The sequence below is a fragment of the Arcanobacterium pluranimalium genome (genome assembly GCF_016907845.1).
Classification (GTDB): Bacteria; Actinomycetota; Actinomycetes; order Actinomycetales; family Actinomycetaceae; genus Arcanobacterium_A; species Arcanobacterium_A pluranimalium.
Window position 1 is genome coordinate 619,499 of record NZ_JAFBCS010000001.1, and the last position, 16,584, is coordinate 636,082.

13 protein-coding genes are annotated in these 16,584 nt (G+C 52.0%); 9 read left to right on the forward strand and 4 right to left on the reverse strand.

From position 1 onward, the window contains the following. Window positions 1-46: 46 nt before the first annotated feature. Together JOD55_RS02570 and JOD55_RS02575 are read left to right on the forward strand one after the other, a co-directional pair. Window positions 47-1,399, forward strand: coding sequence for an anaerobic C4-dicarboxylate transporter family protein (locus tag JOD55_RS02570; protein WP_204398375.1), 1,353 nt, complete (start codon window positions 47-49; stop codon window positions 1,397-1,399). Between the two features lie 37 nt (window positions 1,400-1,436). After that, window positions 1,437-2,216, forward strand: a complete 780-nt coding sequence (locus tag JOD55_RS02575; RefSeq protein ID WP_204398377.1) for an N-acetylmuramoyl-L-alanine amidase — start codon at window positions 1,437-1,439, stop codon at window positions 2,214-2,216. Window positions 2,217-2,423: 207 nt separating this feature from the next. On the opposite strand, the gene JOD55_RS02580 is transcribed toward JOD55_RS02575, so the two are convergent. The 4 genes from JOD55_RS02580 to JOD55_RS02595 all read right to left on the reverse strand — a co-directional run bounded on the left by JOD55_RS02580 (window position 2,424) and on the right by JOD55_RS02595 (window position 6,439). Next, complete coding sequence (locus JOD55_RS02580) at window positions 2,424-3,284, reverse strand: sugar phosphate isomerase/epimerase family protein (protein ID WP_204398379.1); 861 nt, start codon at window positions 3,282-3,284, stop codon at window positions 2,424-2,426. A 152-nt stretch (window positions 3,285-3,436) separates the two neighbouring features. Then, window positions 3,437-4,423 (reverse strand): inositol 2-dehydrogenase, encoded by a 987-nt coding sequence (gene iolG, locus JOD55_RS02585; protein ID WP_204398381.1) that lies wholly within the window; start codon window positions 4,421-4,423, stop codon window positions 3,437-3,439. Between the two features lie 47 nt (window positions 4,424-4,470). Then, complete coding sequence (locus JOD55_RS02590; RefSeq protein WP_204398383.1) at window positions 4,471-5,550, reverse strand: transaldolase family protein; 1,080 nt, start codon at window positions 5,548-5,550, stop codon at window positions 4,471-4,473. A gap of 115 nt (window positions 5,551-5,665) precedes the next feature. Continuing rightward, window positions 5,666-6,439: a GntR family transcriptional regulator gene (locus JOD55_RS02595; protein ID WP_204398385.1), complete on the reverse strand. Its 774-nt coding sequence runs from the start codon at window positions 6,437-6,439 to the stop codon at window positions 5,666-5,668. Window positions 6,440-6,656: 217 nt separating this feature from the next. Between JOD55_RS02595 and iolC the strand changes: the two genes are divergently transcribed. The 7 genes from iolC (at window position 6,657) to JOD55_RS02630 (ending at window position 16,458) form a co-directional block, all read left to right on the forward strand. Continuing rightward, a complete protein-coding gene (gene iolC / locus JOD55_RS02600) occupies window positions 6,657-7,640 on the forward strand; it encodes a 5-dehydro-2-deoxygluconokinase (protein WP_204398387.1) in 984 nt (327 codons plus the stop codon). 22 nt (window positions 7,641-7,662) lie between these two features. Continuing rightward, window positions 7,663-8,532 carry a Cgl0159 family (beta/alpha)8-fold protein gene (locus JOD55_RS02605; protein WP_204398389.1) on the forward strand — a complete coding sequence of 290 codons (870 nt, stop codon included), beginning with the start codon at window positions 7,663-7,665 and terminating at the stop codon, window positions 8,530-8,532. Next, complete coding sequence (gene iolB / locus JOD55_RS02610; RefSeq protein ID WP_204398398.1) at window positions 8,529-9,461, forward strand: 5-deoxy-glucuronate isomerase; 933 nt, start codon at window positions 8,529-8,531, stop codon at window positions 9,459-9,461. The genes JOD55_RS02605 and iolB overlap by 4 nt, the downstream gene beginning before the upstream one ends. Window position 9,462: 1 nt before the next feature. Further along, complete coding sequence (iolD, locus tag JOD55_RS02615; protein ID WP_204398400.1) at window positions 9,463-11,358, forward strand: 3D-(3,5/4)-trihydroxycyclohexane-1,2-dione acylhydrolase (decyclizing); 1,896 nt, start codon at window positions 9,463-9,465, stop codon at window positions 11,356-11,358. 159 nt (window positions 11,359-11,517) lie between these two features. Further along, complete coding sequence (locus tag JOD55_RS02620; RefSeq protein WP_204398402.1) at window positions 11,518-13,011, forward strand: CoA-acylating methylmalonate-semialdehyde dehydrogenase; 1,494 nt, start codon at window positions 11,518-11,520, stop codon at window positions 13,009-13,011. 256 nt (window positions 13,012-13,267) lie between these two features. Then, window positions 13,268-14,887 carry an MFS transporter gene (locus tag JOD55_RS02625; RefSeq protein WP_204398403.1) on the forward strand — a complete coding sequence of 540 codons (1,620 nt, stop codon included), beginning with the start codon at window positions 13,268-13,270 and terminating at the stop codon, window positions 14,885-14,887. 461 nt (window positions 14,888-15,348) lie between these two features. Further along, the gene (locus JOD55_RS02630) at window positions 15,349-16,458 is read left to right on the forward strand and encodes a zinc-binding dehydrogenase (protein ID WP_204399686.1); all 1,110 of its coding nucleotides are present in this window, start codon (window positions 15,349-15,351) and stop codon (window positions 16,456-16,458) included. Window positions 16,459-16,584: the final 126 nt, after the last annotated feature.

The window sequence follows — 16,584 nt, forward strand, 5'->3', positions numbered from 1 at the left end:
CGCACAATTCCCCCTAACTTTTACCTATGCGTCGTGGAGGTTCTTAGTGTTTTTATTGCTGTGCGAGATTACGGTGATGATCGGCTTAATTATCATCGGCTTAAAATTTGGTGGCGCTATCGGAGTTGGCCTATTTAGCCTGTTAGGCACGGTCATTATGGTGGTCGCCTTTCGTTTACCGCCGGGGAATATTCCCGTCGTTCCCATCATGATTATTTTCTCCATAGCTATCAGCGCCGGTATCCTCGAAGCCGCCGGCGGTCTTGACCTGCTTGTTCACTGGGCGTCGCAGGCTATCAAAAAGTATCCCGCCGCGATCACGTTCGTAGCGCCCCTCATCACTTTCTTATTCGTCTTTGGCGTAGGCACGAGCAATATTGTGATGTCACTTGAACCAGTTATTGCCCGAACGGCGTTACGTGCGCGGGTGCGCCCCGAGCGACCGCTTGTTGCATCGGTATTGGCCTCGAATACTGCCTTAGTTGCCAGCCCAGCGGCATCGAGCGCGCTCACCGCCGTCGGCTTTCTTTCCGGTCACGGCTTCTCGATGGCTTCCTATATGGCGATAGTGATTCCAGCTGCTTTGCTGTCCACCCTGCTCACCTCGTTATTTTTGAATTTCTGGGGAAAGCCTCTCGATCGCGATCCGGTGTATCTGGAACGCGTACGCACCGGCGTCGTCAAAGAAACGCGTGATGACGATGCGGCGCAACGTTTCTCGCGTACCCAATACGCTGCAGTAATTGGCTTCGTATCGGCGATTGTCTGCGTGATGATTGTGGGGCTCAACTATGACACGTTGGGGCACGCGCTTATTCCGGGGGCGATGCGGGACGTGATTGTGGATCATGCGGTTACGTCCAAGGTTACGTGGATGCCTGCGACGATGATGGTGCAGCTCATGTTGTATATGTCAGCTGTGTTTACGCTGGTTGTTACCCGAATTCCGGTGCGTAGTATTTTCGAGGCGAAAGTGTTTACGTCCTGCGTGACGGCGATGATGTCGGTGCTGGGGCCGGGCCTGCTGGGTTCCACTATTTTTGGCGACGCCGGAAATATGCGTGCGCTCAAAACAAACCTTGCGCCGATGGTTGAGAATGCGCCGTGGCTGGTGGCGCTGCTGATTGCGGTGTTGGGGATGATTGTGATGTCGCAAACCGCAACGATCTCGATCATGTTCCCGCTTGCGCTCAGTGTTGGTGTGCCGGCCGGTCTGTTGGCAGCGCTTGTGCAGGCAGTGAATGTGCAGTACGTGATTCCGGCGCTCCCGACCTTACTTTTCGCTGAAGAAATTGACATTACCGGTACGACGAATAAATATCGCGCTTGGCCAGCAGGTTTAGTTTCCACAATAAGTGTGTGTGCAATTGGCGTGGCACTGTGGCGCTTAATCGGCTAGTGCGTCAAGAAAACAACAGCAAACTGAAAGGATTGTTATGTATCAGATCGATTACAACGCATACCGTTCGGTCAAGGGTTACGGTAAGCGCGTTCGTTTCTTAATTCTCCACTACACGGCAGAAAATTTCGTGACATCTGCGAAGTTGCTTGCTGGTGACGGGAAAGTGAGTGCACATTATCTTGTGCCTGATCCAACTGAGCAGACCTATATCGACGCTGGATATAAGGATATGCGCATATTTAATCTTGTTGATGAAAACGACCGGGCTTGGCATGCGGGTGTAAGTTTCTGGGCGGGCCGTACCAATATTAACGACTCCTCAATCGGTGTGGAGATAGTCAATCTTGCGAGCGAAAAAGACGGAAAGCTCGTGTTTCCGCCGTACAACTCCACACAGATTGACGCAGTTAAAGAATTGGCGCACAACGTCATGCAGCGTTACCCAGATATTGAGCCAGTGCACGTGCTGGGGCATTCGGATGTGGCACCGGGGCGCAAAAAGGATCCTGGTGCAGCTTTCCCATGGAAGTTGCTGTATGACGAGGGGATAGGTGCGTGGTACGACGACGCTACCAAGGTCGCGTATTTGAGCCAGTTCGAGCAGAGCGGGCTGCCAGAGCGCAGTGATTTGCTGGCTCATTTCGCAACCTACGGCTACGGTGTTCAAGCGGCGTCCACCGACGTCGGATACCGCGATCTCGTGCAAGCGTTTCAGTTACATTTCCGCCAGGAGAAGTACGACGGCGTGATGGATTGTGAAACTGCCGCTATTTTATATGCGCTGGTAGAGAAGTATTTTCCGAGCGTATCGTGAGGTTGTAACATATTAAAGATCGCTACAGGTCACTACAGGTTACTACAGGTCGCAGCTCGCCAATCGCCATAAAGCGTTCGCACTGTGCAATAAGCGCAATGCGGCTTTGAAATGCTGTGCACAAAGCGCTCCCCAGAAAACTAAACGGAGGGAGCGTTTTCTGGGGAGCGGCACTCAGGGGATTGACAAATTGAGTCGTTGCTTGAGCTAAGCTAAGGCTTTGAGCGCTTCGAATGATTTACGAGCATTGTCAATCGGGCCACCGCCTGCAGGCGGTTCTTCGTTGATCATTATGTCTTGTTCGAGCACGTAGTAGCCATCAAAGCCGGCTTCGTTCAGGAGCGTGACGATGGCTTTGAAATCGATGTCACCTTCACCAATCGGTGCAAACATCCCTGCTTTTACGCCCTCTCCCCAGACTATTTCTCCTGGTAGGAGCTTGTCGGTGAGGTCTTTGTGGATGTCTTTTGCGTGCACGATGTCCACCCGGTGGGCGTATTTCTTTACGAGGGCGACGACGTCGGCGCCGCCGCAGGCCAGATGCCCGGTATCGAGGCATAGTCCAACGTTGGAATTATCAAGCACGCGCTCAACTTCGTCGAGATTTTGAATCATCGTTCCCCAATGAGGGTGCACGCATGCTGTGACGCCATTTTCGGCGCATACGGCCGTGATTCGATCTAGGTTTGTGAAGAGTGTATGCCAACCAGTTTCGTCCAAAACTGGGCGCGCATCGTAGCCCTCACGCCCCGAATCTGCAGCTAAAATGAGGTAGCTGCCCCCTGCTGCTGCGAAAGCTTCGAGTTCCTTTTCCACTGCTGGAATGGGGTCGATATTCGGATCGTGCATCACGGCGAGGAAGAATGATCCCACTGGCTCAAGGCCATATTTTGCCACGGCTTGTGCTCGCTCTTGAGCCTCAATTGGCAGCCAGCCTTGTGGACCGAATTCGGTGGCCGTGAGACCAATTTCTTTCATTTCTTTGAGTACTCGATCGGGCGACATCTGATAACCCCATCCTGGCACTTCGCATACTCCCCACGAGATTGGGGCTCCGGCTATCTTCATTGATGTGGTGTCCTTTCAATTTCAATTCTGTGGTAATTTTCGGTGGTCAGGCAGGTAAAATTCCTTTGCTGGCGTTACCTGCATAGCGTTATACCATTTACCGAACTTTGTACCGTTTACCTGTGTAACTTCGTCGTGTGTATTTGTACTGCTCACAGACGTACTTGCTGTCCTGTGCGTGCAGATTCGGCAGCTGCCTCGGCGATTTTAAGAGCTTCGACGGCGTCGTCGATCGACGGCGAGGGCAGCGTAGCAGTGTTAATGGCCTGCAAAAACGCATCGAGTTCTTCGGCATAGGCTTCTGTGTAGCGCGTGAGGAAGAAATCGAGGTAAGGATCCTGTGCGTCCGTCGTCGTACCATTGGATACGCGCACTGTGGTAGGACGAATATTTTCGGCGTTCAAGGTGGCTTTGTTACCAAAGACTTCGAGTCGCTGATCGTATCCGGAGGCGCAGTGGCGCGAATTTGTAATAGTGGCCGTTTTCCCGGCCGAGTTTGTCAACACAATGACGACGCCGTCATAGTCTCCAGTATCGGCCAGGTTCGGGTCGAGGTGCTGACCCACCGCAAATACTGATGTCACATCGCCGAGGAAGTAACGAGCGGTGTCGAAGTCATGAATCGTCATATCTTTGAAGATTCCACCTGATTGCGCGATATATTCGCGCGGTGGTGCAGCGGGATCGCGCGAGATTATGGTCACTTGCTCTAGGTCGCCGACGATCCCATCTTCAACCATGCGATGCATTTTGTTAAACGATGGGTCAAATCTGCGGTTGAATCCCATCATGACCATTGGTTTTTCTTCAGCAAGTTCTGCTTTGAGTCGCTCAACTTCGGCCATATCCATAGCGATTGGTTTCTCACAAAGGGCTGGCTTCCCAGCTTTGTGTGCAGCCAAAATATGATCTACATGGAAAGGCGTGGGCGAGCAGATGATCACGGCATCGACGTCGCTGGAGGCAAATACGTCTTGTGGCTCGGTTGACCACGCGAGGCCGTATTCGCCTGCCAATTGCGCTGCTGAGTCTGCATAAGGATCAGCAACCATTACTAGCTTGGCATTTGTATGAGCTGCAACTGCTTTGGCGTGAACATGGGCGATTCGCCCCGCGCCAATGATTCCAATATTAACCATGAGAAGGTCTCGTTTCTAGTAGGTTTGTGTGGGGTGACGCAGGGTGTTTAGGGAGCTGGGACGAGGATGTCGCGAACGAGCACATCGAGATCGTTGTCTGCCGCCAAGAACTGTCGCAGTGTTTTTGCAGTGGGACCAAAGGCATCGAATTCGTCAATGGTCATCCCATCTTCGTTGTATGCGCGGTTGAAGTCTGGGATTCTTTGCAGCTCACGAAGGTAGTGTTCGTCAACCGGCTCACTCATGCGCTCGGTAACCTCGTAATCCGAGTTGTTGATAATTTGCTGCCACTTGAATGGTGGGGATACCACCATATCGGCGCCTTGGAACTCCGACCACTGATAGCAGTTACGGAATGCCGCGATGAGCAGGCGTGAAGTAAATCCGCGCTCTTGGAAAATCGCGTAAGCCTTTTTCACAGTTGCGATTCCGGCCCACTCGAGTGCTGATGCGTCGAGGAAGATTTTGTCGCGGGCGACGACGTATTTGAGCCAGTCGTCCAGTCGGCCAACCATAATTGTGACGACGGGGCCCATCGTAGAGACGTCGTGACCAGCAGCTTTACGCCTTTCGAGTCCGCGTTCGATAGCTTCCGCAGCTTTGAGAGCTTGTGGCACGGAGAAAGATACGGTGACGTTTACTGATACGCCTCGGGCAGTGGCCTCTTCGATGGCTTCTATTCCCGTTTTGGTGGCCGGAATCTTAACGACGATATTCTTTGCTAAGTTGTGGAATTCTTCGGCTTGATCAGCTAGAGCTTGTGGATCGCGGTGGAGCCGTGGATCGGTTTGTACTGAAAGCCTGCCGTTGCGCCCCTTGCTTTCTTCGAACATTGGCTCAAGTAATTTAGCAGCTTCAACGGACATATCTTTGACAGCTTGCCAGCCGATTGTGGATTCGGCCCATGTGGGGTGTTCACGCGCGATGGTGCGGATACGATCTTCCCAAACGTCGCGATTCTTGGAGATAGTGGTGTAGGCAATCACAGGATTGCATGTGGCGCCTACGGCGCCGAAAGAAATAGACTGCCGCAGCTCATTGAGATCGGACGAGTCGTTCCATAACACTGTGTGGAAAGCCCGTGTTGCGTCGAGCAATGGGCCATCTGTGTACTGAATATCAGCCATTGATGCTCCTGTACTTCGAATCTCACGCGAATTCCATCCTTGGATTCCGCGTTATGTATACACGATCGTACATACAAAGGTTAGGAGTGTCAATGCTTTGTATTTACAAAAGGATTTAATCGGCTACTAGAGGCATGACGACGTTGTATTGAGCGGCATTGTAGGCGTGCGAACCAAACTCAATCACCTCGCCACTACTGGAATATGCCGTGCGCTGCATGGTGAGCAGTGCGGCACCTGGCTCGAGATTGAGCAGTTTGGCTTCGGCGTCGTTCGCTACTTTTGCGCCAATCGTTTGGGTGGCCGAAGCAAGACTAATGCCCTTGCGGCTGAAACATTCGTAGAGTCCGTAGGTGGATAGATCGGTGAGCGACGGAGCGTTAGCTGAGGAAATAGTATTGCGCATGATGGCTAAGGGAGTGTCGTTGACGCTGCGCAGACGCTCGATCGTCACAAGTTCACTGCCCTCATCACACTCGAGTCGAGCTGCATTTTCTGCGTCGGCAAAATGGACGGTGTAGCTGAGAACTTTTGTTTGCGTTTTATAACCGGCCTGCATAAGGTCGTCATTAAGCGAGGTTAGGCCGATTTGGCGGTGGACGTGATTGGGTGTTACCCGTGTGCCGGTGCCGCGTCGGCGAATGAGTAGGCCATCATTTACTAGCTCTTGTAAAGCTCGGCGGGCGGTAGGGCGTGAAATCTTGAGTCGGTTAGACATCGTAACTTCATCTTCGATGAGTCTGCCTGGCTCAACCGCTCCTGACATGACCAACTCGGACAGCGGCTTAGAAATTTGCTGATAAAGCGGGGTATCAGAAGACCTATCAAGTTCAATATCCACTATGTAGGGTATGTCTAACGAGGTAGAGTTGTTGACTGGAGAATTCATAACAAGATTCCTAGCTGCACTAACGTTGGCCTAATATAAAAAATATCAACGAATACCACAATTGTACCTGACATTACATTTAATCGGTACAGATATTCTGCATTGTGAACGTTTGTATGCTGAAACGTGGCAAATGTTATTACAAAGCTTGACACTCTTTGGGTTATGCATTGATAATTAATTTTGTTGATGCCTCAAAGACGTGGAAGGCCTAGTAATGTCCGTCAACAATTTTCTAGACGTAATCACAATTGGTCGCTCAGGTGTAGATATATATCCTCTCCAAACCGGATTAGGCTTAGAAGAAGTCAAAACATTTGGAAAGTATTTAGGCGGTTCACCGACGAACGTCGCCGTGGCCGCCGCACGATACGGCCACACATGCGCCACTATCACTGGTGTTGGAGACGATCCTTTTGGCAGATTCGTGCGCAAAGAAATGATCCGACTCGGCGTAGATGATTGTTTCGTAAAAACTCATCCAAAATTCAACACTCCAGTAACCTTTTGTGAAGTGTTTCCACCCGATGACTTTCCACTCTATTTCTACCGTCAGCCCTCGGCGCCAGATTTAGAAATCACTGTTGAAGATATACCGATAGAAGCAGTGACAACAGCAAAAGTCTTTTTGTTTTCAGGAACTGGTTTGACAGTGCAGCCAAGCAGATCAGCACATCATGCCGCCCTTGACGCTCGCGCGAAAAAAGCCTGGACGGTGGCGGATTTAGACTACCGGCCTATGTTTTGGGAGTCAGAAGAAAAAGCCGTTCAGGAAATATCAGCGGTTCTTGGCAAGGTGAACGTGGCTGTGGGCAATATCGAAGAGTGCCGGATCGCCGTCGGAGAAACGGAACCAGACCGGGCAGCAGACGCGCTGCTAGAACGCGGCGTCGAGATCGCCGTCGTCAAACAAGGACCGCGCGGAACCTTGGCGAAAACGCGAAGTGAGCGCATCGAAGTTCCAGTTACCAAAGTCGATATTTGCAATGGTCTGGGGGCTGGTGACGCCTTTGGGGGAGCACTGTGCCACGCCTTGATTTCGGGCTGGGACTTGCCCAAAACGATTCAATTTGCCTCAACAGCTGGTGCAATCGTTGCTTCGCGGCTGGAGTGCTCCACTGCGATGCCTGATAGTGATGAAGTCTTACAGCTCATGAACGAGCATCCGCACACGCAACCACGCGTAGAAAAGAACCAATGATGGAGAATGTGGAGGAAACTCAATGTCGGTGAGTATTGCGGAGATTGCACAGATTCGCGCAGATTCTCCCGAAAAAATCGCGCAGGCTTTGGCTTCGCGCGTACCTGCGCAAACATTAGCGCCGGAGCAAAAACACTTGATTATTGCCCTTGACCACCCGGCGCGGGGAGCACTCGGAGCTGGGTCGCGATCCTTGGCGATGGCAAATAGACAAGATGCGCTGGAGCGGTGTGCCGCGGCACTCGCTAGACCCGGAGTAACAGGTTTTCTCGGCACAGCAGATTTCATCGAAGATCTTGCCTTATTAGGGGCACTAGACGGAAAGCACGTGTTTGGCTCGATGAACCGCGGAGGTTTGCAAGGTTCCGTATTCGAAATCGACGATAAATTTACCTGTTACGACGCCGAAAGCATCGTTGCGCACGGCCTCGATGGTGGGAAAACGCTCACGCGCATTGACCTGAGTGATCGGGCAACCGTCGATACCCTCGAAGCGACGGCGCGAGCTATTAATTCGATGGCCGAGGTGAAAAAGACGATTATGGTGGAGCCATTTATATCGCGACGGGTCAACGGGCGTGTGCAAAATGATCTGAGTCCAGAAGCAGTGATGAAATCGATTGCGATTGCTTCAGGGCTGGGCGTCACGTCGGCGTATACCTGGCTCAAACTTCCATGTGTGGAGCATATGGAGCAAGTGATGGCGGCAACCACGCTTCCGTCGTTGATTTTGGGTGGCGAAGTGGCGAAAGATTCACAAGCTGCGTTGGCGCGCTGGGCGAAAGCGCTCAATCTGCCCAATGTGTATGGCCTGGTTATTGGTCGATCCCTTTTATATCCGATTGGGGATGACGTCGAACAAGCAGTCGATCAAGCAGTGGAGCTCTTATGAATGACAACGAAAAATACGTAATTCCTGCTCACAGTACCGCTACTGGAGTCTTTGATACATGTATCACGCAAGACGCGGTGGGCTGGGAGTTTTCTTCGCTCAAAATTGCGGCGCTCGCGGAAAATGAAAGCGTAGAGATTTCAACAGGCACCGATGAAGTTTTGGTGCTTCCGCTCAGCGGAAGTGCGCAGGTGATAGTGGATGAGGAGGAATATAGCCTCACTGGACGGAATTCCGTTTTTAGCGATGTGACTGATTACCTCTACGTGCCGCGCGGCGTCACTTTCACCGTGACGGCTCGTTCAGCTGGGCGATTCGCAATTCCGGGTGCTAAAGCGACCAAAGATTTACCGGTGCGCTATTGCCCGCGCTCAGAAGTGAAGTCGGGAATTCGTGGTGCAGGAGTGTGTTCGCGACAGGTCACCAATTACGCGCTTGGCAATGAGGTGGAAACATCGCATTTATTGGTGTGCGAAGTGATTACTCCTGGTGGTAATTGGTCTAGCTATCCTCCTCATAAACACGATGCACACAGCGAAAACGAAAGAATTCTCGAAGAGATTTACTACTTTGAGATCGCCGCAGGGGGTCCGGATAAGGCGACGCCAGGTTTTGGGTTGCAACGAGTGTATTCCTCACCCGGAAAACTCATTGACGTCTGCGCTGAGGTACGCTCGGGCGATACCGTCGCGGTGCCTTTCGGGTATCACGGCCCCTCGGTGGCAGCGCCTGGGCATGACATGTATTACCTCAACGTAATGGCAGGTCCTGCCGAAGATTCGGTATGGATGATGACCGACGATCCGGTGCACACCTGGCAGCGTCAGGCTTGGGAGGGCGACGACGTCGATCCTCGGCTTCCCTTTTTCGACCTTCCGAATCCTGAGTCCACTTCTTGCAAATTTTCAACTTCTGATGAGGAGAAATAATATGAACGCTCACGAGACGATCCGGCTCACGGTTGGGCAGGCTATTATCAGGTTCCTCGTCAATCAGTATGTGGAGCGCGACGGCGTAGAAAAACGTTTCGTTACAGGCGCTTTCGGTATTTTTGGGCATGGGAACGTTGCGGGAATCGGTCAGGCGCTGTTGCAAAATGAGCTTGATCCAGACGCCGACGGCGGTGCGATGCCATACCGTATGCCACGCAATGAGCAGGGGATGGTGAATGCGGCAGCGGCCTATGCTAAGGCAACTAATCGCATGCAGACGATGATGTGCACGTCGTCGATCGGTCCAGGAGCTCTTAATATGGTTACGGGTGCAGCATTAGCCACCACAAACCGCCTACCGGTGCTCCTTTTTCCAGCAGATCAGTTTGCCACACGCACACCAGATCCGGTGTTGCAACAGATTGAGAATGCGCAGACGTTAGATACGTCAGTTAATGACGCATTCCGGCCGGTGTCAGTGTTTTTTGATCGAATCAACCGGCCTGAGCAGTTGCTTCCGTCGCTCATGCAAGCGATGCGCGCACTGACAGATCCTGCTGAAACAGGGGCTGTAACTATTGCGCTGCCGCAGGACGTACAAGCGGAGGCATTCGATTTTCCGGTTACTGCCTTTGCGAAACGTGTGTGGCATATCCGGCGTCCACCATTGGAAAAGGCAGCATTGCAACGCGCAGTGGATTCTATTAGGGCAGCGAAACGTCCTCTGCTGATCGCAGGGGGAGGGGTGATTTATTCGCAAGCTTCCGAAGAACTGCGCAAATTTGCTGAGATGACTGGCATCCCGGTTGCAGATACGCAGGCTGGAAAGGGTGCGATCAATTTTGATCATCCGCAGTCGGTGGGCGGCGTCGGCTCTACCGGGGCAAATGCGGCTAATCATCTCGCTGATGAAGCAGACGTGGTTATCGGCGTAGGAACTCGTTATTCAGATTTCACTACTGCATCGCGTACGCAGTTCAAAAATCCTGATGTGAAGTTTGTGAATGTGAACGTTAAAGCTTTTGATGCGGTCAAAAACGGTGGCGAAATGCTTGTTGCAGACGCGTGCGAGGCTTTAGCGGATCTGAGGGATGCGCTCGCTGATTATCGGGTGAGCGAAGAATATGCTCAAGTTATTGCGCGAGAAAAAGCCGCTTGGGAGGAAGAAATCCAGCGCTGCTACCATCGCGGGCATAGCCCACTGCCTGCCCAAACAGAAGTATTTGGGGCACTCAACGAGCTGATGGCCGATACGGATGTGCTCATCAATGCTGCAGGGTCGATGCCTGGTGATTTGCAAGCACTTTGGCAGGCGCGCACGCCCGAGCAATATCACGTGGAGTATGCGTTTTCCACGATGGGATATGAGATTCCTGCTGCTCTAGGTGTTAAGTTGGCAATGCCCGAGGCAGAAGTGGTAGCGATCGTTGGGGATGGCACCTATCAAATGCTTCCGATGGAACTTGCGACGATTGTGCAAGAAAACATCAAAGTGATATTCGTGCTTTTGCAAAATTACGGTTTTGCTTCGATCGGGGCACTATCTGAGTCTCGTGGTTCGCAGCGATTTGGTACGCGGTATCGGATGGGAGATGGTCATGCCCATAACGAAGATGGGGAAATTCTGCCGGTAGATATTGCAATGAATGCGCAATCGTGGGGGATTAACGTTTTGCGAGTAGCAACGATTGACGAGTTCAAAGCTGCATATAAAGAAGCTACACAATCCTCACGCGCGAGCATGATTTATATCGAAACAGATTTGCTCGGACCTAATCCGTCTAATTGTTCGTGGTGGGACGTGCCCGTTTCGCAGGTATCTCGCCTGGATTCGACGCAAAAGGCCTATGAGGAATACGTCGAAGCCAAGACTGTACAGCGGCATTATTTTTAGGTGCGTTGGAAGGTGCACGCCCAATGCGGAACTAACATTGCACCCAATATGCAGAGCGAGCAGAGCGCGCCCAGCGCGGAATTAAATATTAAGAATCTTCTGGAGGCACCCAACACGTGCCACTGGGAGTGCAACGATGCACATAACAAGGAGTTACATATGAAAACGATACAGCAGTGGATCAACGGCGCCATGTACGCTGGGAATCCTGATTCGATTGCGCCAGTGGAGAATCCCGCGACGGGAAAAGTCGAATCGCAGGTGCACTTGGCTTCTCGAGAAGATCTTGACTATGCGGTTGATATAGCCCGGAAAGCCCAGCGTGCGTGGGCAAAAGTCTCCCTTGCCAAGCGCACTGAAATCATGTTTAAGATGCGTCAGCTGGTGCTTGATCATCAAGACGAGATCGCAAAAGCCATCGTTGCTGAGCATGGAAAAGATTATTCTGACGCCTTGGGAGAGATCCAACGTGGCCGCGAGACTCTAGATTTTGCCTGCGGAATCAGCACGGCTTTGAAAGGGGAGTACTCTTTTGACGTTTCGCGCGGTGTGGACGTACATTCTTTGCGTCAGCCGGTAGGTGTGGTGGCAGGAATTTGCCCATTCAACTTCCCGGTGATGGTGCCGATGTGGATGCATCCGATCGCTATTGCCGCTGGAAATGCGTTTATTTTGAAACCTGCTACTGCAACGCCGTCGGCATCGTTGATTATTGCGCGCCTGTACCAGGAGGCTGGCTTGCCCGACGGAGTATTTAACGTGGTGGCAGGCTCACGTGATCGCGTGAGTGACATTTTGAAGCATCCGGGAATTGACGCGATTTCTTTCGTGGGTTCAACTCCGGTTGCTCATATTGTGCAAGATACGGCCACTGCGCATGGCAAACGCGTTCACGCATTGGGCGGTGCGAACAATCACGCGATTGTGCTTCCGGATGCGGATCTCGATTTTGCGGCTAAGCATATCGCTGCTGCTGCCTTTGGCGCCGCAGGTGAACGGTGTATGGCGTTGCCCGCCGTCGTCACTGTTGGTGATATTGCGGATGAACTCGCGCAGAAAGTAGCTGCGGCAGGACGTCAGATTAAGGTCGGCTATGGCTTGGACGAGGGCGTTCAGATGGGGCCGGTGATTACCGCGCGTGCTAAGGAGCGTATTATTTCGTTGATTGACGACGCGCAGGCGGGTGGTGCGCAGGTGGTTCTTGACGGTCGTAATATTGTTGTGCCTGGTTATGAGGATGGATTCTTTGTTGGTCCGACGGTTGTTACGAATGTTGGGCTCGATACTGATTTGTATCGGGAGGAGATTTTTGGTCCGGTTTTGACTATCACGCAGGTTTCGAGTTACGAGGAAGCGATTGCTTTAGTTAATGCCCAACCTTTCGGTAACGGTTCCGCTATTTTTACGAACGACGGCGGTATGGCGCGTCGTTTCCAGTTGGACGTTGAGGCGGGCATGGTTGGGGTCAATGTTCCTATCCCGACGCCGGTGGCTTACTATTCGTTTGGCGGATGGAAAGATTCGTTGTTGGGCGATACCCATATTCACGGGCCGGAGGGCGTGCGCTTTTATACTCGGGCGAAAGTGGTGACCTCTCGTTGGCCGTCTGAAGAGTCGTATGAGGCGAGTATGTCTTTCCAGCGCGAGGAATAGGCTCTAAACGCGATTCGTGTTAAACAAATAGTCGCACATTCGTGCATTAGTAACGTCATTTTATAAAAATGCTTGTCAAATGTATGCACATATGAAACTATAGTTTCATTCAATCGAGCGTAATGGAGCGTACGTTTGAAAGGAGCATGATATGTCGAAATCCAGATCGAGACCTCGGCGATAAAACAACAGTATTAACGCAATGAGACGTCAATTAGTGGAACAATGATGTTCAGTTCATGAGAAAGATTCGATTATGAGTGAAAATAAATTTCCTAGTAAGGAAGAAATTCGCGTTTTAACAGAAGAAACGCCACTATCTGGAAAGCATCGATCAATCGGTTGGGTGGCCGGAATCGCAACCTTAGGTTCGTTCCTTTTTGGATACGACACCGGTGTTATCTCTGGCGCTTTGCCCTACATGTACATTGCGCAGCAAGGAGGGGGCTTTCATCTTACGGCCTCGGAAGAGGGCTTAATTGGTGCATGTTTGCTGATTGGTGCCGCTTTTGGTGCACTTTTTGGAGGTAGACTCTCTGATCGGTATGGCCGGCGCCATAACATATTATTGCTGGCCACCATTTTTATCCTTGGTGCGGTGGCTTGTTCGGTGGCTCCCAATCTGCCGATCATGTACGTATCGCGCTTCGTACTTGGATTGGCAGTCGGCGGAGCTTCAGCAACAGTGCCTGTTTATTTAGCTGAGACGGCACCAAAGCGTATTCGCGGTACGATTGTTGCGATTGACCAGCTCATGATCGTGGTAGGGCAGTTGGCAGCATTTACATTTAACGCCATAATCAACGGTGCTGCGGGTGGTCCGAAAGTAACTATTGACGCCGATCCTGCAGGGTTGATCGCGCCTGGTTCGCATATGTGGTCTGAGGTGGTAGCCAAAGCTTCACATCTGAGCGAGGCACAATATCAGACGTGGTTTAACCAGCTAGTGATTTCTGATGGAAATGGAAGTGCCTGGCGCTGGATGCTGGTGCTGTGCACTATTCCTGCGATTTTGTTGTGGTTTGGCATGCGGCTTATGCCAGAATCTCCGCGCTGGTATGGCTCTAATCAGCGCTACGTTGAAGCGATTGGTGCACTCAAACGCGTTCGTGATAATCGTGACGAGCCTGTTGAAAACGAAATTTTTGAGATGGTGGAGCGGGCACGTGGCAGTCAAAATGAGGAGAAAGGAACACTCAAGGACGTGTTCCGCACGCCTTGGCTGCGCAAACTGTTCTTGGTTGGATTGTTGCTCGCTGCATCTAACCAGCTCACGGGTGTTAATACGGTGATGTATTACGCTCCGAAAGTGCTTGAATATGCAGGTATGACCACATCTGCATCGATCACAGCTCAGGTTGCCAATGGTGTGATGTCTGTTCTGGGTGCTGCTGGCGGTCTTTACTTGGTGTTTAAATTCCGACGTCGTTCCATTCTGTTGTTTTGTATCGCAGGTGTTGCAGTGTGTATGTTTGCGATTTCGGCGTTGTTTGGGGCGTTGATTCAGCCCCATATTGCGGCTGGAACAACGCCTGAAGCCTGGGCATCTTTCGCGATTTTGGCAATTATGGGAGTGTTCATGCTGATTGTGCAATCCTCAAATGGGCCGGTGGTGTGGACCATGTTGGGTGAAATTTTCCCATCGTATGTGCGTGGCGTAGCCAATGGCTCGGCAGTGTTCTTCCTTTGGGTGGTCAATGCTTTGGTTACATGGACTTTCCCGGTGATGATGGACGGCTTAGGTGGCACAGTCACTTATGGCGTCTATGGCGTGATTAACGTTATTATGTTCATCGCTTTGTGGAGGTGGATGCCTGAAACAGCTGGTCTTTCAATGGAAGAGATCGAGATTGAGATGGAGAAGAAATTCTCCTAAGTGCTGCTGCAGGCTGTCTATGGCTCGGTTGTGCTGTTTAGTGTGCATATAAAACTGGGCTGGTCGGTGTTGGTGGGGGTGAGTGCCATACGTATGGCACTCACCCCCACCAACAGTATCGTCACCATAACCAAGCCACACACTAGCCAACACCAACCAAGCTGCACTGCCACTCGCTACACGTGCCGACACTGTCCGGCCGCCATGCGTGCCAACGCCGCCACCATCATCAACCGCAATCTAACCAGACAGTGTGCGCCGCGTTTGCGCAAGCCGCGCTGCTTTGCCTCGCAGGTGCACGTCGTCGTGAATACGCACTTGCCGCTAAATCTGTTTGTAAGTACAAAAGACCTATTGTTTCGGGTGTTTGTTAGCTATACTAGATATGTGCTTGGGCACGGTTTTAATCGAGCAATGATGCTGGACTTTGGAGGAAAATCGATATGAATATCCCACCCACAATGCGCGCGGCCGTCTTAAGGGATGTTACAAAAGGTCTTGAAATTGAAGAGATAAAAACGCCTCATCCCAAAGATAATGAGGTTCTCGTCAAAGTTATCGCCTGCGGACTGTGTCATTCTGATTTGCATGTGATTCACGGGAAAATAGCTTTTCCGTTACCGTGTGTGCTCGGGCATGAAGTCACCGGTGAAATTGTTGAACTCGGACCCAATATTGGCCGGCGCGACTTGTGTGTTGGGCAGAGGGTATCGGGGGCGTTCCTCATGCCATGTGGTCAATGTGAAGCCTGCTCAGAGGGGCGCGACGACTTGTGTGCCCCATTCTTTGACCTTAACCGGCTCAAAGGGCAGCTCTATGACGGCTCGACGCGTTTGGAATCGCTAGATGGTGAAGCGATAGCGATGTATTCCATGGGTGCGTTGGCGGAGTACACGGTTATTCCGGCCACGTCAGTAGCGCCACTTCCTGCGCAAATAGATCCCGTTCCTGCCGCGATCTTGGGATGTGCGGCGCTCACTGCTTATGGCGCAGTGCGCCGAGGTGCGGATTTGCGTTACGGAGAAAGCGTTGCGGTTGTGGCTACCGGCGGTGTGGGCTCGAATATTATCCAAATCGCCAAAGAGTTTGGGGCAAAGAAAATCATCGCGATCGACGTCTCGGATAGCAAACTGGAAGCGGCTCAGCGTCTGGGGGCGACCGGCGTCGTCAACTCCATGCGTGACGACGTGCGTGAACGCGTGCTCGCACTCACCGACGGGCGTGGTGTGGACGTTGCTTTCGAGGCGCTTGGGCGACCCGAAACGTGGCGCAGCGCGCTCAACTCTCTCAAAGACGGCGGACGCATGGTACCTATTGGGCTTGGCGCTGGGGTTCAAGAAGCGGCCGTCGAAATTAACCGAACCGTGCGTCGCTCGCAGTCAATTCTCGGCTCCTATGGTGCGCGCACCCGCCAAGATCTGCCCGCCGTGGTGGATATGGCTGCTCACGGAAGAATTAGTTATCAAGAGATTGTGAGCAGGCGCTTCTCTCTTGAGCAAGTGAGCAGCGGATATTCGCTGCTTGAAGCGGGGGAGATCCAGGGGCGCGCGGTCGTGGATATGTCGCTATGAACCCAAGGGTGTCGCGATACCTTGAGATGTGAAGCCTGAGCTTGGGATATGAAGCCCTGACCTTGAGATGTGAAGCCTGGGTGTCGGCTGCTATGCAGCGCGGGATAGTTGTTTATTGGTTTTGTG

Bases quoted from the DNA above. Each gene is read 5' to 3' on its own strand.
- JOD55_RS02575 (WP_204398377.1), top strand. From the start codon at position 1,437: ATGTATCAGATCGATTACAACGCATACCGTTCGGTCAAGGGTTACGGT.
- JOD55_RS02580 (WP_204398379.1), bottom strand. From the start codon at position 3,284: ATGAAGATAGCCGGAGCCCCAATCTCGTGGGGAGTATGCGAAGTGCCA.
- iolG (WP_204398381.1), bottom strand. From the start codon at position 4,423: ATGGTTAATATTGGAATCATTGGCGCGGGGCGAATCGCCCATGTTCAC.
- JOD55_RS02590 (WP_204398383.1), bottom strand. From the start codon at position 5,550: ATGGCTGATATTCAGTACACAGATGGCCCATTGCTCGACGCAACACGG.
- JOD55_RS02595 (WP_204398385.1), bottom strand. From the start codon at position 6,439: ATGAATTCTCCAGTCAACAACTCTACCTCGTTAGACATACCCTACATA.
- iolC (WP_204398387.1), top strand. From the start codon at position 6,657: ATGTCCGTCAACAATTTTCTAGACGTAATCACAATTGGTCGCTCAGGT.
- JOD55_RS02605 (WP_204398389.1), top strand. From the start codon at position 7,663: ATGTCGGTGAGTATTGCGGAGATTGCACAGATTCGCGCAGATTCTCCC.
- iolB (WP_204398398.1), top strand. From the start codon at position 8,529: ATGAATGACAACGAAAAATACGTAATTCCTGCTCACAGTACCGCTACT.
- iolD (WP_204398400.1), top strand. From the start codon at position 9,463: ATGAACGCTCACGAGACGATCCGGCTCACGGTTGGGCAGGCTATTATC.
- JOD55_RS02620 (WP_204398402.1), top strand. From the start codon at position 11,518: ATGAAAACGATACAGCAGTGGATCAACGGCGCCATGTACGCTGGGAAT.
- JOD55_RS02625 (WP_204398403.1), top strand. From the start codon at position 13,268: ATGAGTGAAAATAAATTTCCTAGTAAGGAAGAAATTCGCGTTTTAACA.
- JOD55_RS02630 (WP_204399686.1), top strand. From the start codon at position 15,349: ATGCGCGCGGCCGTCTTAAGGGATGTTACAAAAGGTCTTGAAATTGAA.